Origin of the sequence: Anabaena sp. WA102 (assembly GCF_001277295.1) — a bacterium.
In the GTDB taxonomy this organism is placed as follows: domain Bacteria; phylum Cyanobacteriota; class Cyanobacteriia; order Cyanobacteriales; family Nostocaceae; genus Dolichospermum; species Dolichospermum heterosporum.
Window position 1 is genome coordinate 14,517 of sequence record NZ_CP011457.1, and the last position, 21,101, is coordinate 35,617.

The 21,101-nt window shown below is 36.1% G+C and carries 18 protein-coding genes; 6 read left to right on the top strand and 12 right to left on the bottom strand.

Features of this window, described 5'->3' with window-relative positions; all coding sequences use genetic code 11:
• Positions 1-22: 22 nt before the first annotated feature.
• The 6 genes from devC to AA650_RS25495 form a co-directional block, all read right to left on the bottom strand.
• Positions 23-1,189: an ABC transporter permease DevC gene (gene devC, locus AA650_RS25470; protein WP_053541433.1), complete on the bottom strand. Its 1,167-nt coding sequence runs from the start codon at positions 1,187-1,189 to the stop codon at positions 23-25.
• 161 nt (positions 1,190-1,350) lie between these two features.
• Positions 1,351-2,649 (bottom strand): ABC exporter membrane fusion protein, encoded by a 1,299-nt coding sequence (locus AA650_RS25475; RefSeq protein ID WP_053541434.1) that lies wholly within the window; start codon positions 2,647-2,649, stop codon positions 1,351-1,353.
• A gap of 45 nt (positions 2,650-2,694) precedes the next feature.
• Complete coding sequence (locus AA650_RS25480) at positions 2,695-3,696, bottom strand: fatty acid desaturase family protein (protein ID WP_053541435.1); 1,002 nt, start codon at positions 3,694-3,696, stop codon at positions 2,695-2,697.
• Positions 3,697-3,769: 73 nt separating this feature from the next.
• Complete coding sequence (locus AA650_RS25485; RefSeq protein WP_053541436.1) at positions 3,770-4,204, bottom strand: SRPBCC family protein; 435 nt, start codon at positions 4,202-4,204, stop codon at positions 3,770-3,772.
• A gap of 52 nt (positions 4,205-4,256) precedes the next feature.
• Positions 4,257-8,465 (bottom strand): non-ribosomal peptide synthetase, encoded by a 4,209-nt coding sequence (locus AA650_RS25490; RefSeq protein ID WP_053541437.1) that lies wholly within the window; start codon positions 8,463-8,465, stop codon positions 4,257-4,259.
• On the bottom strand, positions 8,462-10,075 hold the full coding sequence (locus AA650_RS25495) for an acyltransferase domain-containing protein (RefSeq protein WP_053541438.1): 1,614 nt from the start codon (positions 10,073-10,075) through the stop codon (positions 8,462-8,464). The genes AA650_RS25490 and AA650_RS25495 overlap by 4 nt, the downstream gene beginning before the upstream one ends.
• 191 nt (positions 10,076-10,266) lie before the next feature.
• Here AA650_RS25495 and AA650_RS25500 point away from each other — a divergent pair, with 191 nt between their 5' ends.
• Both AA650_RS25500 and AA650_RS28970 read left to right on the top strand, forming a co-directional pair.
• The gene (locus tag AA650_RS25500) at positions 10,267-11,955 is read left to right on the top strand and encodes an IS1634 family transposase (protein WP_081424154.1); all 1,689 of its coding nucleotides are present in this window, start codon (positions 10,267-10,269) and stop codon (positions 11,953-11,955) included.
• 151 nt (positions 11,956-12,106) lie between these two features.
• On the top strand, positions 12,107-12,298 hold the full coding sequence (locus AA650_RS28970; RefSeq protein ID WP_081424403.1) for a C4-dicarboxylate ABC transporter: 192 nt from the start codon (positions 12,107-12,109) through the stop codon (positions 12,296-12,298).
• On the opposite strand, the gene AA650_RS25505 is transcribed toward AA650_RS28970, so the two are convergent.
• The 4 genes from AA650_RS25505 to AA650_RS25520 form a co-directional block, all read right to left on the bottom strand.
• A complete protein-coding gene (locus AA650_RS25505) occupies positions 12,225-14,045 on the bottom strand; it encodes a type I polyketide synthase (RefSeq protein ID WP_053541439.1) in 1,821 nt (606 codons plus the stop codon). The two genes, AA650_RS28970 and AA650_RS25505, sit on opposite strands and share 74 nt — an antisense overlap.
• Before the next feature lie 5 nt (positions 14,046-14,050).
• Positions 14,051-16,561: an AMP-binding protein gene (locus AA650_RS25510; protein ID WP_081424404.1), complete on the bottom strand. Its 2,511-nt coding sequence runs from the start codon at positions 16,559-16,561 to the stop codon at positions 14,051-14,053.
• A 212-nt stretch (positions 16,562-16,773) separates the two neighbouring features.
• The gene (locus AA650_RS29545) at positions 16,774-17,025 is read right to left on the bottom strand and encodes a helix-turn-helix domain-containing protein (protein ID WP_053541491.1); all 252 of its coding nucleotides are present in this window, start codon (positions 17,023-17,025) and stop codon (positions 16,774-16,776) included.
• 273 nt (positions 17,026-17,298) lie between these two features.
• The gene (locus tag AA650_RS25520; RefSeq protein ID WP_053541440.1) at positions 17,299-17,478 is read right to left on the bottom strand and encodes a hypothetical protein; all 180 of its coding nucleotides are present in this window, start codon (positions 17,476-17,478) and stop codon (positions 17,299-17,301) included.
• Positions 17,479-17,658: 180 nt separating this feature from the next.
• Here AA650_RS25520 and AA650_RS25525 point away from each other — a divergent pair, with 180 nt between their 5' ends.
• From AA650_RS25525 to AA650_RS25535, 3 genes are all read left to right on the top strand, one after another.
• On the top strand, positions 17,659-18,600 hold the full coding sequence (locus AA650_RS25525; protein ID WP_053541441.1) for a DUF4351 domain-containing protein: 942 nt from the start codon (positions 17,659-17,661) through the stop codon (positions 18,598-18,600).
• 151 nt (positions 18,601-18,751) lie between these two features.
• Complete coding sequence (locus AA650_RS25530; protein WP_053541442.1) at positions 18,752-19,021, top strand: class I SAM-dependent methyltransferase; 270 nt, start codon at positions 18,752-18,754, stop codon at positions 19,019-19,021.
• 1 nt (position 19,022) lies between these two features.
• Complete coding sequence (locus tag AA650_RS25535; protein ID WP_053541443.1) at positions 19,023-19,475, top strand: class I SAM-dependent methyltransferase; 453 nt, start codon at positions 19,023-19,025, stop codon at positions 19,473-19,475.
• On the opposite strand, the gene AA650_RS25540 is transcribed toward AA650_RS25535, so the two are convergent.
• Complete coding sequence (locus tag AA650_RS25540) at positions 19,455-19,928, bottom strand: DUF3368 domain-containing protein (protein WP_053541444.1); 474 nt, start codon at positions 19,926-19,928, stop codon at positions 19,455-19,457. The genes AA650_RS25535 and AA650_RS25540 overlap by 21 nt on opposite strands.
• A 4-nt stretch (positions 19,929-19,932) precedes the next feature.
• Complete coding sequence (locus tag AA650_RS25545; protein WP_053541445.1) at positions 19,933-20,208, bottom strand: UPF0175 family protein; 276 nt, start codon at positions 20,206-20,208, stop codon at positions 19,933-19,935.
• Between the two features lie 322 nt (positions 20,209-20,530).
• Here AA650_RS25545 and AA650_RS25550 point away from each other — a divergent pair, with 322 nt between their 5' ends.
• The gene (locus AA650_RS25550) at positions 20,531-21,088 is read left to right on the top strand and encodes a hypothetical protein (RefSeq protein WP_053541446.1); all 558 of its coding nucleotides are present in this window, start codon (positions 20,531-20,533) and stop codon (positions 21,086-21,088) included.
• Positions 21,089-21,101: the final 13 nt, after the last annotated feature.

Genomic DNA, 21,101 nt, shown 5'->3' on the forward strand with positions numbered 1-21,101 from the left:
TGATTTTGCTAAATTTTAAAAATTAAAATACATCTGCTGGATCTGCATCTTTTAGCTTACGCACTGCAATAACGCCAGAAATAAAGCACATTAACACTGTCAATATTAATATGTTTACTCCTCTATTTACTGTCATAAATATCGGTAAAAATGATTCTGCTCTAGTTAAGTCGTATAGCAATAAACTAATAATATATCCAGGGAGATAACCAAAGAATGCCAAAATTAAAGCTTCTTGAAAAACAAGACTCAATAAATATTTATGCGAATAACCCATTGCTTTTAATGTTGCATATTCGCTGAGATGCTCGGCAACATCTGCATATAAAATTTGATAAACAATAACCGCACCAACAGTAAACCCCATAATAACACCCAAACCAAAAATTACCCCAATTGGGCTGCTTTCAGCCCAATATTTAGTCTCTAAGTCTACAAATTCTTGTTTGGTCATAACTTTCACATCTTTTTGAGGTAAATTTTTTCTTAAAACTTCAAGAAGTTTTTGGATATTATAACCGAGTTTAACATTAATTAATCCTACGTCTATTTGTTGAGGAGAGCGATTTTTAACAATCCGAAGAAAATTTAAATCACTAGTAATTAAATTAGCATCAGCTGCAAAAGACGGGCCCATAGTAAATAAGCCAGCTAAATTAATTCTGCGATCATTAACTTCAGTATATACAGATTCACCTTTTTCTAGCTTCTTTTTCATAAAATTAGTACCCCATTCAGGACGTGAGGTAATATCAAATAAAACTGTATCTGGTTGTTTTAAGTGATCTAAATGTTCTTCAACTCCTTGTAAATGTAAAATAGGTTTATTTGGGTCAAAAGCATAAGTTAATATGGGATAAGACTGAGCAGTATTAGGGTTCTTCCATGCTAAAACATCAACATACGTCGAATTAACTGATTCAACTCCCTCATAGTTCAAAGTATCGTACAATAACGGTCTAGGAAAACTTTCCATATAGTAAATACCAATTGTTTGAGAACTCAGCATCACAATATCGGCTTCCAGATTTCTATGAAAAATTGTATTGCAATCATACAAGCCATCTTGAAATCCCAACTGCATAAACATGAGAATATCTGCAAAAGCAATGCCAATTAAAGCAACAATGAAGCGAGTTTTAACTCTAGTGAGTTGTAACCAAGCCAAAGGCGTATTCCGTCGAAACATATTCAAAATCTATTTATGGTGAATAAATTTTTCTAAAAAATATTATACCCCATCCATCTTGAAAACTTGAGTTTTCGCCATAGAAAAAACTATCGGTTTCAACATAGACGGGGTGACGGGGTTTAGCTTTGAATAAATCTTCATTTTTGTCAAGATTTTCTTCAGATATGAATTGATACTTTTACCTGTAAATTAGTCAAATCTGTAACTTTTTGACTATCTTCCGGGTTAATTTTAATCTTAACTTCCATGACTCTGACATCTACATTAGCTGCAGGATCAGTATCAAGAATATTTCTTTTACCAATTTTTAAGCCAACATTTTCTACTGCTCCTTGTAATTCTCCTGTGAAACCCCCGTATTCGCTACTGATAGTTGCTTTTTGTCCTATGCGAACTTTGCCTATATTAGTTTCGTATACTTCAGCCACCGCATACATCTGATTAGTTTGTCCTAATTCAACAACCCCATCAGAATCAACTGCTTCACCAGGATAAGTATGTAATTTTAGAATTTTACCTTCTTTAAAAGTCCGGACGTAGGCTAAATCAAGTTCTTGTTGTGCTTTTTTTGCTGCTGCTATTGCGCTTTCAACCTCAGTTTGAGCGACTTTAACATCTTCTGGACGCACTTTTTGAATGCGTTTTAAGGTAGCTTTAGCTTCTAAAATTTGCTGCACTAAGCTTTCTAGGCTTTTACTTCTACTTGCTTGTGTCTCGTTGATTTGCTCCTGTAAAGTTTCTATAACCTGATTTTTAGCCGCTTCCGCTTCTTTAAAACGCTCGTTTGATGTTTTACTGGCTAAACATTTAGTATCAAGAGTCGATGCTGGTACTGCACCTTGTTGAAACAATGTTTCATAACGTTGGCACTCTATTACGGCATTATTTAATTCTGCTTTTAAGCTCAAAAGTTTAGCTTGTTGAACATCTTGCTCTCTGAGCAATTTAGTTCTTAAACCAGCCATCTTAGCTTTTTGAACTTTGCCTTCTTGAAACAACTCTATTTCTAAACGAGCAACAATTGCTTTTTGAGATGTAATTTCTCCTTCCTCAGATCCAGATTTCACTAGATCTAAACGAGCCTGAGCAACTGCAACTTCTTTTTGAGACTGTTTGAATTGAGCATCTAAGCGATCGCGACGATCTAAAATAGCAATAATTTGTCCAGCTTTTACCCAGTCTCCTTCTTTGATTAAAAGTTGTTTAACTCTAGCTCCTTCTAATGTATTAGGAGCAGATATATTAATTACTTCTCCCTCAGGCTCTAGTCTTCCTAATGCTGTAATAGCTTTTGGTTCGGCAGATGTAACTAAAGGCTTTTCTTTAACAGTTTTAGTATTTAAGAAATAGTATATGGGAATCGTAATTGCTATACTTGATCCCACAACTATCAGGGTAATAAACTTCCACTTGGGAAGTTTAGATAAAATACTGACTTGCGTTTGGAGTTTTTGCATTTTAATTTACTACTATAAAATTTTCTAAAATTTTAACTAAATTTATTATTTTTCTTCATGAGGTGGAAGAGTTTTTAAATAAATATCAACTGGATCTTGACGACGTAATTGTAATACAAAATCGGGGAAACCTACTCCTTTGTAATCTATGTCTAAATTATTCGCTGATTCTAAGCAATTCTTTACTTTTGGTAGTTGATACCAAGGTGCCGCTGGAAATAAATGATGTTCTATATGTAAATTAAAGTTGTAACAAAACAAAACTGCAAGAATAGGATTTATCTCACTGGTTCGGCTGATAGAATCTTGTTTGTGCAGTGGAATTGGTTTAGGATGATGGATAGATAAGTATGGAAAAAGTCCAACATGCTGAGAAAAATTCATATTCTCAAACCAAACGGCATAAATCAACAACATTGGAGTAAATATGATTAGATATTTAACTACTCCCAAATAGCCAATCACAAGAATATGGGGAAGTATAATTGCAATCAATGAGACAAATCCAGCCTTAGCATTGGTATAGCTCTTTTCCTTATACTCGTTCAAAGGATATAACCAAAAAACTTGAAAAATTAATTTAAAAAATGAAATTGGAAACCAGGTTTTCCAAATAATACGAAATAAGTTATGGGTCAATTTGGAATTTTCTCTCAATTTAAGAAGAATAGCCTGTGTTGGATCTTTATCTACTACACCAACCCACTTATGATGTTGATAATGTATATTTCTCCAGCAAATATAAGGAATAATGCATAAAGGACTAATTAATGTACCTGCAATAGTATTCATGAATTTATAAGAAAATAAAGCTTTATGTCCACATTCATGAAGAATTACAAAAAAACGAAAAAGTGATAGTCCTAAAAACATTTCTAAAATCCAGTATGAAAAGGAAAAGTAAGAAGTTTTTAACAAAAGAGCCAAGCCAATTGCAAAACAAGCTATTTCTGCTAATATTGTAAGAGTTCCGTAAAAGTTATTTACCCTCAAAGAACCACTTTTAGCTAATTTTTTAGCGATTAATACATAGTCTTCTTTTAACATAATTACCTCCAATCTCAATCTTTTTACTTGCTTTGTTTGATTTAAAACCTGAAAATATGAAACTTTGCAATTTTTAATATTTGCATAAGCATTTTTTTAAATTTTTATGCCGTTTATTAAATATTGAGACTATGATCATTTTTCCAACAGTTTTATCTATTAAATTACCAAATCCTAAACTAAACTCTATTTGATCTGTATAAATAGTTTGGTTTCCAACAGGTTCAAAAAAATGATAATGATTAAAGTATTTATATGGAAATCCTACTTTCATAATATCAGCAAATAACTCATTTTCTTCGTAAGCTGTTATCTCAGTTTTCCAATACATCCAGGTAAAGAAAAACCGAAATTTAAATTCAATAATTGAACCTATATTCCATTCCTCATGTTTATTAATCCAACGAACTTGATGTGGAAAATGTTTTTCAAAGCCGTAAGGTGATGCACAAAAGCCAAAGACTTTTTCCACAGGTGCATCAATGTTAGTTGTTTTTTTGTACTCCATTTTAATTGTATCTTATTGGGTAAATATTATATTTGAATTTGATAAGCTAAAACTAATTTAGATAGAACCTAAGTTTGTCAGCTAAATTATGGATGTGGGATTCGCTCAATATTGAGTAATGGTTGCCTGTAAGGCTATGAACCTCTATAGCAGAAAACTGCTGCCATCCTAATAATTTATCTTGTTTAAACTCTGAAAACCTTTTTAACAAAAAATCTTGGGTTGGAGACATAGATTCGCTTGCTCGTAGAAGAACAATTCGATTTGGATAAACTTTGGGAGCATACTTGAAGAAGGCTTGAATGTTTGCTTGATAAACTTGCAAAATTTGTTTAATTTGCTCCAAATTGGTATCTGGGGAGATAATTGCGGCTTGTTTTGCTTCTTCTAAGATGTAATTAATTTGTGTTTCAGGTTCTAGCTGTTGTAATTTTGCCTCACAGATGGGTATTGTTTTACCGAAGTTCCCGCCTAAATCTTTTGCAAGTAACACAGCAATCATTACATCATCTATTTCTGACTGCAGCAATTGAACTATAGGTGCTTGAGTATCTATTAAAGCGAGTAAGGCTACTTGTTCGCCCCACGAGTGCAATTTTTGTGCCATCTCAAATGCTACTATGCCACCAAAAGACCAACCGCCCAGGTAGTAAGGTCCCTCAGGTTGGACGCTACGGATAGCTTCTAAATAATCTGCTGCCATCTCTTCGATGGTCATACGAGGTTTTTGTTTCCCTATAAGACCTCGTGCTTGCAATCCGTAGAAAGGTTGTTCGTTACCTAGATAGTGTGCCAGGCTAGCGTAACATAAAACGTTACCACCAATTGGATGAACGCAGAAAAAAGGTGGCTTTGAACCTTTAGTTTGTATTTTGACTAAGGGAGACCACTGTTGAGTTTCTTCTTGTTGACGGAGAATACTTGCTAATCCCTCAATAGTTGCTCCTTGAAAAAGTATGGAAAGAGGTAGGTTCTTACCAAATTTATCTTGAACATGAGCCATCAACCGTACAGCTAGCAGAGAATGACCGCCAATTTCAAAGAAATTATCTTGCACACCCACAGGATGAACCTGTAAAATTTCCTCCCAAATTTGTACTAGTTGCATTTCTAAAAAATCGCGGGGTGGAACAAAATTCTTACCCTTGTTAAAAGTGGACATATCTGGAACAGGAAGAGCATTGTGATCTACTTTGCCATTAGAAGTGATTGGCATTTTGTCCAAGATCACAAACGCCGATGGCATCATAAAGTATGGTAATACTTCTGTTAGGTGATTCCGTAGTTCTGTAACGCTAATGCCAGAAGTTGTAGGTACGATATAGGCTAAAATTTCTAAATCATCTGTCGAACGTAGTTTTTTGGCAACAACAGCGGCTTCACTAACACTAGCAAGCTTGAGCAAGTGATTTTGGATCTCACCTAATTCCACCCTAAAACCACGTATTTTAACTTGATGATCCATCCTACCTAAATGTATCATCTCGCCATTTGGTAAGAGTTTTGCTAAGTCTCCCGAACGATAAATGAGTTCTTGGGGTTTATAAGGGTTTTGAACAAACCTTGTTGCTGTTAGTTCATCTCTGTTGAGATATCCGCGACTAACTCCATCTCCACCAACACATATTTCTCCTGGTACACCCACAGGAAGCAAGCGTAACTGAGAATCCATAATATATGTTGTAGTGGTAGGGATAGGAATACCAATGTTACAAACGTTTTCCTCTATTTCTCGTTCAGTAATTTCTTTAAAGGTGACATGTACTGTAGTTTCTGTAATTCCGTACATGTTAATCAGTTTGATATTGGGATAGGCTTGTTTCCAAGCTTTAAGTTGAATAGGATGGAGTGCTTCACCACCAAAGATGATGTATCGTAATGCAATATCTACTTGTGGTTGTTTGAGGATTTCTTGCATCAAGTTATAAAAGAAAGTTGGTGTTTGATTTAAAACAGTCACTTTTTCACGGATAATTAGTTCTAAAAAACCAGCAGGATCTCTAGTTAGTTCTTGAGGAACAACAATTAATTTACCACCATACAGCAATGCACCATACATTTCCCAAACGGAGAAGTCAAAGCCATAATAATGGAACATTGTCCAAACATCGCCGTCAGCGAAAGTAAATTGCAACTCATCATTTACCAAAAGTCGAACCACATTTCGATGTTCTAACAAAGCTCCTTTTGGTTTACCAGTAGAACCGGAAGTGTAGATACAGTAAGCTAAATTGCTGGGGGTAGCTTTGCTAATAGGGGGATGAGATGGTTGTGCAGCAATGCTTTCATTATCAGTATCTAAGCATATCGAAGATGTAATTTGCGTTGGTAAGCGTTTAATTGAAGCTTGAGTGGCGATCGCATGGGTGACTTGAGAATCTTCAACCATGAAAGAAAGCCGCTCTTGAGGATAATTAGGATCTATTGGAAGGTAAGCACCACCCGCTTTGAGAACACCTAATATCGCCACAACAGTATCTAATGACCTGTTGAGGCAAAGAGCAACCAAAGTATCTGTTTCTACCCCTTGTTTTTGAAGGTAATGTGCCAGTTGGTTAGCGCGAGTTTCCAGTTCCTGATAAGTTAGATATTGATTTTCATAAACTACTGCTATATTATTTGGAGTTTTGCTTGCTTGTTCCTCAAATAATTGATGAATAGTTTTATCTTCAGGATAAGAAGCTTGTGTCAAGTTCCAACTAATTAGTTGCTGATATACTTCTGCTTCACTTAAAACAGTTATATCATGAATTTTTTGTTGAGGATTAGCAACTATTTGTTTGAGAAGTATCTCAAAGTGACGAAACATTTGTTCAATAGTCCCAACATCGAACAAGTCACTGTTGTATTCCCAGTATCCTTGTAATCCTGACTCTGTTTCTTCCATAGACAGAGTTAAGTCAAACATTGCTGCATCCCTATCCAAATTCAAGGAAGATATACTCAAGCCTGGTAGATTTAACTTACCTATTGGGGTGTTTTGCAAAACAAAACAAACCTGAAACAGAGGATTATAACTTTGGTTTCTTTCAGGGCAGAGTTTTTCAACTAACTTTCCAAATGGTAGGTCTTTGTGAGCAAAAGCATCTAAAGCAACCTTTTTGACCCGTTCCAGCATCTCTTGGATTGTAGGATTGTCCAATAAATTCCCACGCATTACCAAAGTGTTGACAAAAAAACCAATTAGTAAATTTAGATCGCTGATATTACGGTTAGCAATTGGTGAACCAACTAGAATATCTTTTTGACCGCTACAGTAAGAGAGCAAAATCATAAAAGCAGTCAACAAGGTCATGTACAATGTAGCTGCTGTTTGTTGACTTAGCTGTTTTAACTCCTGAGTTAATTTTTTATCAAGTTGAAAGTATAGGAGAGAACCGTGAAAAGTATGTGCTGAAGGGCGGGGTCTATCTGTAGGCAAAATCAGCAAATTTGGCGCACCTGCTAACTGTTTCTGCCAATAGTTATATTGTTCTTCTAATAATTCATTAGTTAACCACTGACGTTGCCAGTAAGCGTAATCAGCATATTGCAGTGCTAGTTTTGGCAATGGAGAGGGTTGCCCAGCTATAAAAGCTTTGTAGAGAGTGGCTAGCTCTTGAATAATAATTCCCATTGACCAAACATCTGAAATGATGTGGTGTATTGTTAGTAATAAAATATAAGACTCAGAACCTAATTTTAGTAATTTAAACCTTACTAAAGGTGCAGTTGTCAGGTCAAATGATTGTTGTGCTTCTTGATTGGCCAAGTATTGCACTTTTAATAACTGTTCTTTTTCAGGTAATACTTGCAAGTCTATCACTGACAAAAGTACGGTTACGTCGGTGTTAATTACCTGTATAGCAGAACCATTTATCATTCTAAAGCTAGTACGGAGAATTTCGTGACGCTTTACAATTTCAGCTATACATTTTTCTAAAACAACTAAATTAAGATTTCCGACAATTTTACGAGCGGCTGAGATGTTGTAAGTTGAACTTTTAGCTGCTAGTTGATCTAAAAACCATAGTCCTTCTTGATTAAAAGTTAGAGGGATTTCTTTATCCCTTGGAACAGTGGGAATAGAAATTGAAGAAGCAAGTTTGATTTGATTGTGTTGATTTAATGATGCGAGCAGAACTGCTTTATGTTCATTGATGGATTCACGAATTTCTGGTGTTAGTGCTTCTTTAGCAGCGCGAAGATGAAGTTTTTCACCTTCAGCCCACAACTTAATACCACGTTCTGATAATTCAAATAAAAGTTCATTTAGGTTCATAAAACAATTTCCTCTATATCTTCAGCAAAGCTATCAGTTGCAGAGATTGATGCGTTAATAGTCGTGAAAGTAAATTGTATGAGCAATAAATCTGCTAGTTGCTCAATAGTAATTCCCTCAATGAATCTTTCGATTGCTACATCTACTTCTAATTCCTTAACAAAGCGATTTTTTAATTCCATAGCAGTTAAGGAATCCAGTCCTAGTTCATTTAAAGCCTGTGTAGGCTTTAAATGATGTAATGAGTCAAAACCAAGAACTTTGCTTAAATGCTTTTCTATATAATCTATTAACACTGTATAACGCTCTTTAAGAGGAGTAATTTCTAACCTTTGTCTAATACTGAGATTATGGGGTTGTTTCTCCAGCAATACATTTACTGTTTTGTCATTCACAGACTTGCCACTAGTATGATGCTGATATTTTTCTACTAAAGTTTGTAACAACTGTGGCACTAACTCTATCTGTTCTGGTAAAAACTTACCCGTATCTTCTAAAATTTGTACTATTTGCTGAGTATCAACTTGATGGATGTAGTTAGCGATCGCGTTTAGTTGTTTTCCGTTTCCATTGTTCTCATTAGTATGGCAGCCATTTTTAGTTTCCCCAATCCAATAGCGTTGACGCTGGAAAGGATAAGTGGGTAAAGCCAACTTTTGGCGGCGATAATCTCGGTCAAGTTCTAACCAGTTTACCAGCACTCCTTGGGCATATAACTGTCCCAAACTAATCAACATTTGTTGCCAATCTTGGCTGCGAGGATTTAAACTCGGCAACCATATTCCAGTATCTTCTGGTAAACATTGACGACCCATTCCTAGCAAAATAGGTTTAGCCCCTATTTCCACAAATACTTTATAGCCTTGTTGATAAAGCGTATTCATACCAGAGGCAAATTTAACTGGTTGTCGTGCATGACGAACCCAGTATTGAGGAGTGGTGATATCATTACTAGCCACTTCTCCAGTCACATTAGAAATTATGGGAATACAAGGTTTGTTATATTTGATTTCTGACGCAATACTTTCAAACTCCCCTAACATCGGTTCCATTAAAGGTGAGTGGAAAGCATGAGATACTTGCAATGGTTTAGTCTTCACTCCTTGGGCTTGAAGGATTTTGCAAACAGCAGCAATAGCTTGAGAATCACCAGAAATTACGATACTTTGAGGACCATTAATAGCAGCAATAGCGACTGCTTCACCAGAGGACTCAATTACTTTTTGGACGTGGTTCTCGGATGCTAAGACAGCCATCATTTTACCGTTGCTTGGTAAAGCCTGCATTAATCGTCCTCTGGTGGCAATTAACATCAAAGCATTTTCCAAGCTAAAGACTCCTGCAACAGTAGCAGCAACATACTCGCCGATACTGTGACCCATGACGGCATCTGGTTCAATGCCCCAAGATTTCCATAATTGAGCTAGGGCATATTCAATTGCAAAGATGGCGGGTTGAGTGTAAGCCGTTTCATCAATTAATGAAATTTCTCCTGGTTCTGGATACAAGATATTCAGTAAGGAGTTGTTTAGATAAAGACTTAAAATTGCATCGCATTGCTCAAGAGCTTTGCGAAAGGTAGGCTGGGTTTCGTAGAGTTCTCGACCCATATTACCCACATTCCGCACCCTAAACTTTCACAGATCAAAAAAGCCAGCCAAGTAGTACATAATAACTAAAGACAACTCAAAGATTAAGATACTTAATGAGAAGAAGTAGCATTAGAAAGGGCATGGTGTGAGAAAGTGAAACTTGGTAACAAAAGAAAAAAATGAATTGATAACCAAATAAGAAATAATTGATGACAACAGAAATATTAGAGGCAACTGTTGTGAAATTAAAACCGCAAGAAATAGAAATTCAGAACATAGACCATCTAGGGATAGTAGCAGGAATAATAGATTCAATAGGAATAGTAGAAATAATAAATGAATTAATAGGAATCGAAAAAGACGAAAAAGTAAATGCAGGTCAAGTAGTAAAAGCCATGATCATAAACGGGTTAGGATTTGTATCCAAACCGTTATATATGTTTCCCAAATATTTTGAAACAATCGCCTGTGAACATCTAATAGGAGCAGGAGTAAAACCAGAATATCTCAACGACGATAAACTGGGGAGAGTCATGGATAAACTATTTATAAAAGGATTGGATACAATATTTTTTATCATCGCAGTAAAAGCAGCCAAAAAATTTGGAGTATCACTATCAACATCACACCTAGACTCATCATCAATGCACGTGCATGGGCAGTATAACACTAGCTTACCAGAAGTAATATTTGAGAATCAAAAAGTAGGAGATAACCAAGAATTAGAGGAATTAGCAGTAAAATCACCAAAAGAAATTACAATTACCTACGGTTATTCCCGTGACCACAGACCAGACTTAAAACAGTTCATTATAGAAATGATATGTTCAGGGGATGGAGACATCCCAATATTTTTAAAACTAGCATCAGGAAACCAAACAGATTCATCATGCTTTGGTCAAATAGCAGTAGAATATCAAAAACAATTAGAAGTTAATAGTCTCATTGTTGCTGACTCAGCATTATATACAGAATCAAACCTAAAAATGATGTCAGATTTACAGTGGTTATGTCGAGTACCATTAACCATAAAAGCAGCAAAATCATTAATATCAACAATACCAGAATCAGAATTTATTGATAGTACAATACCAGGATATAAATTAGCATCAAAAACCGAAAATTATGCCGAAATAGAACAAAGATGGCTAGTGGTACAAAGTCAAGAGAGAAGAGAATCAGACCTGCGTAAACTCACCCAAAAAATTATCAAAGCAGAATCAAAAGCTGTGCAAGATTTGAAAAAATTATCACAAGAAGAATTTGCTTGTGAAGCAGATGCTATCAAAGCATTATCAAAATTATCAAAACAATTCAAATATCACCAAATTAACGTAAGTATTGTTACTCAAATCAAATCTAAGACAAAAGATTCTCCACAAGAAATATGTTACCAAATATCAGCTACAGTCTCCCAGGATGAAAGTAAAATTAATACAGAATTGCTGAGTGCGGGACGTTTTATTATTGCGACGAATGTTTTAGATTCAAAAGAACTTAGCGATGATTCCATGCTCAGTGAATATAAAGCCCAGCAGTCATGTGAAAGAGGGTTTGGTTTTCTTAAAGACCCATTATTTTTTGCAGACAGTATTTTCCTCAAAAGTCCTGAAAGAATAGAGTCTTTGGGAATGATTATGGGTTTATGTCTATTGGTTTATACTTTGGCTCAACGACAAATTAGAAATGCTCTGAAAGAGTCTAAATCAACAATTAAAAATCAATTAGGTAAAGCAACTAACCGCCCTACTTTACGCTGGATTTTTCAATGCTTTCAATGTATTCATTTGGTGACAATCAATCAGGAAGAATATATTTCTAATTGGAATCAGGACAGAGATTTTATCTTGCGTCTTTTACCAGATGATTGTTTACGTTACTATCAATTAGTCACCTAATTATTATCTCTATCAATTTAATTTTTCTGAGTGAAGATGAGCTAATCTCTTTGATTTATAGCTCCATTTTACTATGTCTATAATTTCATTTTTATCCTGTAAATATTAGTCTATTTTATGATTTTTCCCTTGAATATCTTCTTTTATTTATATGTTGACCTCTCCAGGTGGTGTTCATTCTTATTGCTCCTTATTGAGAATGGGTTTTGATGCCATTTTTGGTGATTTACTGTTTCTCAAATGCCTTTTTTCACTGTATATGTCTGTTTTTATGCTAACTTTGATTTTTCATCTCCGTAATTTCCCTCTGGAACAGTTTGGGGTGCGGAATGTGGGATATTAGCATACTGTGAACCTTGCCCTGTAAACAAAAATGCGATTTTTGGGCGTTTTTTGCTAGTCAGTTGACCTTTCACTAATCCTAAAGTATTTTGTTTCGCGGCAAAAGCTTGCAATTGCATTAGTAACTGTTCAGTTGATTTAGCTACTAATGCAAGGCGGTAATCAAAATGCGAGCGCCCTGTATTAGCTGTAAAGCAGATATCTGCAATTGCTGCTGTAGAATTACTTTCAATAAACTTCTCATAACTTTGTGCTAAATCTTGTAATCCTTGCTCTGTTGTTGCTGATAATGACAAAATATGCAGTGGACGCTCATTGGAATCCCAACTTTTAACCTGCGTGGCTTGTTTGGGTGCTTCCTCTAAAATTAAATGCACATTTGTTCCACTCATCCCGAAGGAACTAACTCCAGCTAAACGCTTGCCTGTTTTTGAATCCCAAGGAGTTAATTCTGTAGGGACTACAATTGGGAGCTTTGCCCACGGAATATAAGGATTGGGATTTTTAAAATGGAGATGAGGCGGTATTTGCTGATGCTGTAGAGAAAGAACCACTTTGATCAAACTAGCTATCCCTGCTGCTGGCTCCAGATGTCCAAAATTGGTCTTAACCGAACCAATCTTAAGAGGTTCATCCTCTGAGCGACCTTGAGCTAACACCTTATTTAAAGCTAATACCTCAATTGGATCTCCTAATGGGGTTCCTGTTCCGTGGGCTTCTACATATTGAATTTGACTTGGCTCCACTTTGGCATTTTCTAAAGCTTGGCGAATTAAAGATTCTTGAGCAGAACCATTGGGGGCTGTCAGTCCATTACTTTTACCATCATGGTTGACTGCGGAGCCTTTAATTAAAGCCAATATCTGATCTCCATCGGCTACAGCATCAGATAGGCGTTTTAGAACAACAATTCCACAACCTTCTCCCCTGGTATAACCATCAGCAGCAGCATCAAAAGTTTTGCAACGACCATCTGTCGATAAGGCTTTCAACTTACAGAAAGCAATAGTTGGTTCGGGGGACAATATTAGGCTAACTCCACCAGCTAATGCAAGATCGCTTTCTCCTGAACGTAGGCTTTGACATGCAAGATGAACTCCTAAACTAGAAGAAGAACAACTGGTATCCAAAAATAAATTTAGGCCTTGTAGCCCTAACACATAAGACAAACGCCCAGATGCAATACTTCTAGTATTTCCTAAACTGTTGTAAGCATTAATCCATGTCGAATCTCCAGAATTGAGATGAAACAGGGAATAGTCCTCAAAACCAATTCCCATAAACACCCCTGTTTTAGAGCCTTGTAATCGTTCTGGTGCAATTCCTGCATTTTCTAGGGCTTCCCAACTTACTTCTAAAAGCAGTCTTTGCTGTGGGTCCATGTTTACTGCTTCTCTTGGGGAAATCCCAAAGAATTGGCAGTCGAAACTATCTACTTCATCTAAGAAGCCTCCATAACGGGTGTACATTTTTCCTGGAGTATTGGGATCTGGATGATAGTAATGCTCCACATTCCATCTTTGTGGAGGAATTTTATCAATTGCATCTACTCCATTTTGCAGTAAATGCCAAAATGTTTGGGTATCGTTTACTCCTCCAGGAAAACGACAACCTATACCGATAATGGCGATTGGTTCTCTCTTTTTTTGTTCTGCTGCTTCTATTTGGGTACGTGCTTGCTTTAAAGCTTGAAGTATTCTGTTTGATGAATAAATTTCTTCTGGATTTTGTTTAGAAACCTGATACATTTTTTTTAGCCTCTCAACAAGTTTTCTAGTACTTCTAATTCCTGAGCAATTGATTTCTCAATTTCATTTTCTAACGAATCAAATAATGGTGATGAAGTATTTTGTTCTAATTTTATTTGCAATTCTGTGGCTTTTGGAGTCTCTGCTGTTTTTACCCTAACTTCCTTAGCTAAGTATTGAGCTAAAGATGCAATTGTAGGGTAATTCCAAAGGATTGTTGGTTCTAAAGAATGTTGTAGCCATTCTGATAAATCTTGTGCTGCCTCCACTGCCATTACTGAGTCCATGCCATAATCTGAAAAAGAATTAGTAGGAATAATTGACATAACATTTATTTTTAATTTTTGAGCCAGCCAATTTTCAATCCAACTTTGTATATACTCAGTATTATAATTGTCATTGTCTTCTATAGAGTGAGCTTGGTTATCTTCTACTAATTTTAGTAAATCTTGATTTTCAGCAAATTCTAAACTAACCCTAGACTCACTTTCAGATTTATTTTTGGATATATTACGTCGCAGTAATTCATCAAGTTCATTATCTTCCCCTGCTAGAGTTTGTTCCATATCACCTATGCTTGTCACATAATTAGATATCTGAGTAGTTAAAGCATTAGTATCAGATACAGCTAGTTCGTCTGCACGAGCTTTGCTTTTATCTTTTATGTTGACTGAATTACGACTTGAGTTTTTGATAGATGTTGTTGAAGGGTGGATGTGTTTAGATTCTGTTGGCTGCATTTTTGTTTGCGATTTTACAGACTCTATTACTTCAGATTTCCATAGACCTACAGTATTTAAAGAATCTTCTAAAAACCCACTGCGACAGGCGTGACGCTGAATCTTTCCACTAGATGTTTTAGGTATACTGCTAGGTTTAAGGAACGCTACTGCATAAACTTGCAGTTCATGTTGTTCTGATACCGCCTTACGGATACTGCTGGCGATTCCATCTACATCCAAATTCCGCAGATAAGCCCGTTCTACCTCTACTGCTATAACTAGTTGCTCTTGATCTTTAACCTCTATTGAAAAAGCTGCACAACTACTACTGTGTAAAGCTGGATGAGAATTCTCTACAGTCAGTTCAATATCTTGAGGATAGTAGTTACGTCCTCGAATAATAATTACATCTTTAATGCGTCCAGTAACGTACAATTCCCCATCTTGCAAAAATCCTAAGTCACCAGTGCGAAGAAATGGTCCTTCACCTGTATCCATCAAATAGGCATGAAAAGTCTGTTGAGTTTGTTCTGGTTTTCTCCAATACCCCAGAGCAACACTTTCTCCAGATACCCAGATTTCTCCAACTTCTCCGTCTGCACAGGTAGTCTTTGTTTCGGGGTGAGCAATTACTATTTTTTGATCTAACCAATTACAGCCACAACTTGTAATTGCTTGGGCATTTGCTGAGTCCTCAACAGCATCCGCAACTCGGTTTTGTGACAATTCCCTTCCATCAACCAAGCGAACAATAGGGCTTTCACTCGTTAGACCACCACTGACAAATAAAGTTGTTTCAGCCATGCCGTAACAAGGATAGAATGCCTCCATGCGGAAACCACAATCAGCAAAAGTCTTAGCAAAACGTTCCAGTGTTTTAACACGAATGGGTTCTGCACCAGTAAACGCAACTTTCCAACTGTTCAAGTCAAGTCCTGCTATTTGTTCGGGTTTAATCTTTTGTACACACAGTTCATAAGCAAAATTTGGACCGCCACTGGTGGTTGCTTTAAAGTCAGAAATTGCTTGCAACCAACGTATAGGCTTCTGAAGAAAAGCCACTGGTGGCATAAGTGTGACTGGAAAACCTCCATAGATTGGCTGTAGAACTCCACCTATTAATCCCATATCGTGATAAGGTGGTAACCAAATCACACCTTTACTTTTGGGTTCATGCTCAAAAGATTGATGTATTAAGCCTAAATTATGCAATAAATTGCCATGAGAAACCATCACTCCTTTTGGCATTCCTGTAGACCCAGAAGTGTACTGGAGAAATGCTAAAGTATCTCTGTTTAATTGTGGCGACTGCCAATCATTAGCCAGGCTAATATTAATATCATCAGTAGTTATATAATTTAATTTTGTACCAGGCAGTTCTTCTTTTAAAGTCTTTTCTATATTGCTGATAACTGATTTCGTTGTCAGGATAATAGTTGCTTGGGCATCAGCCACAATTGCTTGTAATCTATGGTTATGATGGTTACGTCTGGGAGGATATGCTGGAACTGCTATTACTCCTGCATATAAACATCCAAAAAAAGCAGTAATAAATTCTAGCCCTGGTTGATAAAGTAAAAGTGATCTTTTACCGATTGCTCCCTGGCTTTGCAGCATCATTGCAATGGATCGCGCTTTTATATCTAACTCTTGATAGGTAAGGTCGACTTGTCCTGTTTCTCCATTCGAGAGAAAGGTAAAGGCAATTTCATTTGCTTGATTCTCTTGTCTATAACAAAGTAAATCTACTATGTTAGCAATGTAATTTAGATTATTTTTACTAGAAACTAACATTTTTAACAATACACTCCTTAGAGGCTACAGTAATTTTAGTATAACTACGACTTACGCATTGACAAAAAAACTAATCCATGTTGATTAAGCAGCAGAAGCATTAGTAAGATTCTCCACAATGTAGTCACGCACAACTAAAATGAATAAGTTTCTTTCCACTTTATACCCAAATAGAAAACCCAATTTCTGGTTTTTTAAAAATTTTAAGTTTTCTACTCCTGATAGCGTGGCGTTAGCCATGTACCAACTGTCCCCTTTTCCCCCCATTCCCCAAGTTTCTGCTCAATCTTGTCCATAGCCATAGGTGAGGGCTTAGATCGCCCATTCTCCCAACGGTTAATAGTGCCATAGGTCACACCTAGATAAGCCCCAAACTGTTCTTGAGTAAGTCCAGTCAACAGGCGAAACTCCCGAATTAGCCCCCCAATTTCGGGTTGTTTGACCAGTAATGGTCTTTTTAACATCTGGTTCATGCCTGATGTAACGAGTAATATATCTTTTGACATAATAAGCACATTTAAAAATAAAAGCAATAGCAAAAACCGCTAAATTCAGGAAATTTTTCTGATTTTTTGTTTTTCCTCATTTTTGACTTGTATAAAGTCGAAATATGCACTAAGTAAATCCAGTGTCATCTACCAAAAGATAGATATTAAATAAATGCCTACAGCGATTTCTAGGGAGCGATAGCTACGCTGATCAAAGGTATCGCTTACTTGCCTTCCATCCCTTCAGAATCAACTATCCTGAAAAATCCATTCCCGCCCCGCTTTTTCTGGGGTGTAGTAAAGCTTGCGTTCACCAAACACTTCACCACCAGCAGTAATTAATCGAAACTGCCAACAATGGGCTTCTGTGTAGAATACCAACAAGGTAACATTATTAATAATGGTAACTGAATCAATTTTCGTAAACATTGCCGTTTTAGTATCTAAATCAATCAAAACTTCTCGGTATTTTAAAATAGGTTTTTACTTTAGTTGAAACATAGAGTATTTATGAAAAAGTAACTATTTAAAGTTAAAATATTAGATAGACACAAACAAATTAAATTAGAGAAACCGAGCTTGTAATAACAATTTCTAGTATAGCATTTTATGAACAAAAATGAAATCACTGCTAATTACGATGAATCTTGGAAAGAAGCCTTAAACGAATATTTTGATAGTTTCTTATCCTTCTTCTTTCCTGTGGCTTATAAAGCAATTGATTGGACAAAACCACCGGAATCACTTGATAAAGAACTACAGCAAATTACAGCTTCATCAAAAAGTGAAAAACGCATAGCAGATAAACTGTACAAAGTTTGGTTATTGGATAAAACACAAGTATGGATTTTAATTCATATTGAGATTCAAAGCCAATATGATGTTGACTTTGAAGAACGAATGTACATTTATAATTACCGAGCCTTTGACCTTTATCATAAATTTGTGGTGGGTTTGGCAATTTTAGGTGATACAAGTTCCACTTGGCGACCTAACAGTTATCATCAAGCCATGTTAGATTGTGAATTAAGTCTGAAGTTCCCCATTGCCAAACTCCTGGACTACGAATCACGGTGGAATGAACTAGAATCAAGTGATAATCCCTTTGCTATCATAGTAATGGCGCACTTGAAAACCAAAGCCACTACGGGGAATTTATCAGAACGGGAACAATGGAAATGGACATTAATTAAGGGACTTTACGAGCGAGGCTTAACAAAAGAAAAAATTGTTACCCTTTTTAAGATAATTGATAAAATGATGACATTACCCAAAGAATTGCAACGAGGATTAGTAGCTAAAATCAAACATTTAGAGGAGGAAAATCAAATGCCTTTTATTAGTCCAACAGAAGAATTAGCAATGGAACGCGGTGAACAACAACTAATTATTCGGCAACTAAATCGGCGAATTGGTGAAATTAAATCATCATTCATTGACACAATTCGGACATTAACAATTGACCAATTAGAATTACTCGGTGAAGCGCTCTTGGATTTCTCCTCTATCACTGATTTAGAACAATGGTTACAAAATAAACCAGAGTCTTAGATTAAGTAAAAACCCCACTTTTCATTGACTACTGTGGGGTCAAACAACTTCCCTGAAACTGAGATTATTGGGAGAAATTAAATATTGAACTAGCGATAACGCCTATACTGCTATAATTTTCTAATATATCGTCAGTTATGGAGATGCTTCCATGAACACTCTCAAAACTCAATCAGATGATTACTTTAAGAAAAATTGGGAAACATATCAAAAAGCCTTAGCTAATAATTACATGGAACACCGAGAAATTTATGGTGTTTTGCATAAATTGCTAACTGATTACTTGCCAACACCGTTTTCCTTGCTTGAACTTGGATGCGGTGATGCTAGTTTAACAGTTCAAGCTTTATTAAATACTACTGTTGCCTCCTATACCGGAATTGACTTATCTGCGACTGAAGAAGGAAATTGCCCAAGGTAACATGGCACAAATTAACTGTGAACAAACTTTTATTGAAGACGACATATCGAAAGTTGTTGAGGAACTAGCTAAAAACCGAAACCAAAGCTTTGATGTAGTTATGACTTCCTTTGTTTTACATCATCTAAGTTTGGCACAAAAAGATAAAGTCATTGAGCAAGTATCTCATCTTCTGAAAACCAACGGTATATTTGTTTTGATTGACATAGTTTGCAAAGAAGAGGAAGACAAAGAACACTTTGTTAATCGCTACTTAGAAAATATGCGTCAAAACTGGACTGCACTCTCGTCTCAAGATATGTCAATCATGGAAAATCATATATCTACTTATGATTTTCCCGAAACTCAAACTACTTTGTACCAACTTGCACAAAAGCACAATTTTGTTCGTTTTGAATGCTTATACAAAGATACTCCTGAAGCTGCACAATTTTTATGTTTGACGTTTCAATAAAGAATTTAGCAATGATGATGAAGCTCGAAAACTTGTTTTTTGTAAACGACTAATAACATCAGGTAAGTCAATTAAATTTTGAGATGCTGCTTGCTCTAAAACGCCCAGCAAACCAGTCACTTTTAAACCGCGATTGCTGGCAATTTTTCTTCCTAGTCCATCATCAATAATAATTAAATTGGCATTTTCTTTTTTCGCTAAAAGAATAGCTGCTGTTTCTCCTGGATCTAAAACTTCTAAATCTGGACTCCCAGAAATATCAATATTTTTAATAATTAACCAACGAGGAGGATCATTAATCCAATTCTGAACTAAATTTGGTGATTTTTTATGCGACAATTCTTCCTGAACTATCTGCGGAATTAGCACTTGATGATAAAGTTGAGCAAGTATGTCAATTTCACCAATTAACACTAGATAACAAATTGGAGAAGTATCAGATATAACTAACATTTTTCTACAAAATACCTGATTCTTGTAATTGTTGATGTGTTTGGTGATCTTGCTCTAAATCCATTTCATTATAAGCTAGATAAATGCCTTGAGATTGCAAAAAAGTATCTACCTCTAAACGGGTTTTCATACCTAATAATTCTCTTAATTTACCTACACTAATTAAACCTTGACGATAAGCCTCAACTGCAATCATTTCCATGATTCTAGTATCTAAATCACCCCATTGTTCTGTCAGATAATGAGCTATAGCATCGGGTAAAACAATAGAAATTTGCATATTTTTTCTTTGTCATAAGACTTCCACCGATTATATTTTAGCATATTTTTTAACTGCCCAGGTGGCGAACTACTTCTCTTGGTGTCCATCTCTGCCTGCCGCAAATATCGTGTCGGTTACACAAGCATATTTTCAATTAAGTAGGTTGGCGTTAAAAATTGTCGTTATGACAAGGGAACAGGTTTTGGACAACGTTACATATACCTTTAAATTTTTCTGTTCACTTACTTAGTCCGCAACAAAATTTCACATCGACAATATCGCTCCCTAAAATTCTTAGAGGAAACTTCAGACTATAATTGATATCAAAACTGATATCGCCATGAATAACAAGACCCCACCCAGTGAAATGATCCGCGTGCCTAATGTACTAATTCCGGTAGTACGGCAACTAGCCAAAATCCACCGTGACGGTCATACAACACCCTTAATGCAAGGATTACAGGAATTGATAGCGCAGTTCGATAGCAGTGTAAAACTAGAAATAACTAACGAATTACAGCAGGTGGAGGAGAAGCTGGGGGAACTGGAAACGCACCTTTGTGAACAAGATCAACAGGTGGCCACTAAACTGGAAGTCCTTGGTAAACAGTTAGAAAAGATTGAAAAAGCAATCGCTTCTGGCAGATATAGCGGTGGCAACTCTAGACAAAGGTATTCAGGATATCCATATCAGTATCAACAACAAGCAGTAGAAATAAAATCTTTTGCTCCTGAGAACTTAGCGCAACGGTTGGGGGTAACACAGCACAGTTTAATTACAGAATGGGAAACCAAGAGTGAGAAAGAATTTATCAGTTGGTCCAGGAATCGAGATCCTAGTAGTTTAGGGTGGAAATTTCAGGTTAGTGATGGGTTGTATTATCCGGTGAGACAGTAGGGGATAATATCTT

Excerpts from the sequence above, each read along its gene's own strand:
- AA650_RS25505 (WP_053541439.1), bottom strand. The coding sequence starts at position 14,045 with ATGTATCAGGTTTCTAAACAAAATCCAGAAGAAATTTATTCATCAAAC.
- AA650_RS25540 (WP_053541444.1), bottom strand. The coding sequence starts at position 19,928 with ATGTTAGTTATATCTGATACTTCTCCAATTTGTTATCTAGTGTTAATT.
- AA650_RS25480 (WP_053541435.1), bottom strand. The coding sequence starts at position 3,696 with ATGTTAAAAGAAGACTATGTATTAATCGCTAAAAAATTAGCTAAAAGT.
- AA650_RS25475 (WP_053541434.1), bottom strand. The coding sequence starts at position 2,649 with ATGCAAAAACTCCAAACGCAAGTCAGTATTTTATCTAAACTTCCCAAG.
- AA650_RS25510 (WP_081424404.1), bottom strand. The coding sequence starts at position 16,561 with ATGTTAGTTTCTAGTAAAAATAATCTAAATTACATTGCTAACATAGTA.
- AA650_RS25485 (WP_053541436.1), bottom strand. The coding sequence starts at position 4,204 with ATGGAGTACAAAAAAACAACTAACATTGATGCACCTGTGGAAAAAGTC.
- AA650_RS25520 (WP_053541440.1), bottom strand. The coding sequence starts at position 17,478 with ATGTTTACGAAAATTGATTCAGTTACCATTATTAATAATGTTACCTTG.
- AA650_RS25500 (WP_081424154.1), top strand. The coding sequence starts at position 10,267 with ATGACAACAGAAATATTAGAGGCAACTGTTGTGAAATTAAAACCGCAA.
- AA650_RS25550 (WP_053541446.1), top strand. The coding sequence starts at position 20,531 with ATGAATAACAAGACCCCACCCAGTGAAATGATCCGCGTGCCTAATGTA.
- AA650_RS25545 (WP_053541445.1), bottom strand. The coding sequence starts at position 20,208 with ATGCAAATTTCTATTGTTTTACCCGATGCTATAGCTCATTATCTGACA.
- AA650_RS25495 (WP_053541438.1), bottom strand. The coding sequence starts at position 10,075 with ATGGGTCGAGAACTCTACGAAACCCAGCCTACCTTTCGCAAAGCTCTT.
- AA650_RS25525 (WP_053541441.1), top strand. The coding sequence starts at position 17,659 with ATGAACAAAAATGAAATCACTGCTAATTACGATGAATCTTGGAAAGAA.
- AA650_RS28970 (WP_081424403.1), top strand. The coding sequence starts at position 12,107 with ATGTTGACCTCTCCAGGTGGTGTTCATTCTTATTGCTCCTTATTGAGA.
- AA650_RS29545 (WP_053541491.1), bottom strand. The coding sequence starts at position 17,025 with ATGTTAAAAAGACCATTACTGGTCAAACAACCCGAAATTGGGGGGCTA.
- devC (WP_053541433.1), bottom strand. The coding sequence starts at position 1,189 with ATGTTTCGACGGAATACGCCTTTGGCTTGGTTACAACTCACTAGAGTT.
- AA650_RS25535 (WP_053541443.1), top strand. The coding sequence starts at position 19,023 with ATGGCACAAATTAACTGTGAACAAACTTTTATTGAAGACGACATATCG.
- AA650_RS25530 (WP_053541442.1), top strand. The coding sequence starts at position 18,752 with ATGAACACTCTCAAAACTCAATCAGATGATTACTTTAAGAAAAATTGG.
- AA650_RS25490 (WP_053541437.1), bottom strand. The coding sequence starts at position 8,465 with ATGAACCTAAATGAACTTTTATTTGAATTATCAGAACGTGGTATTAAG.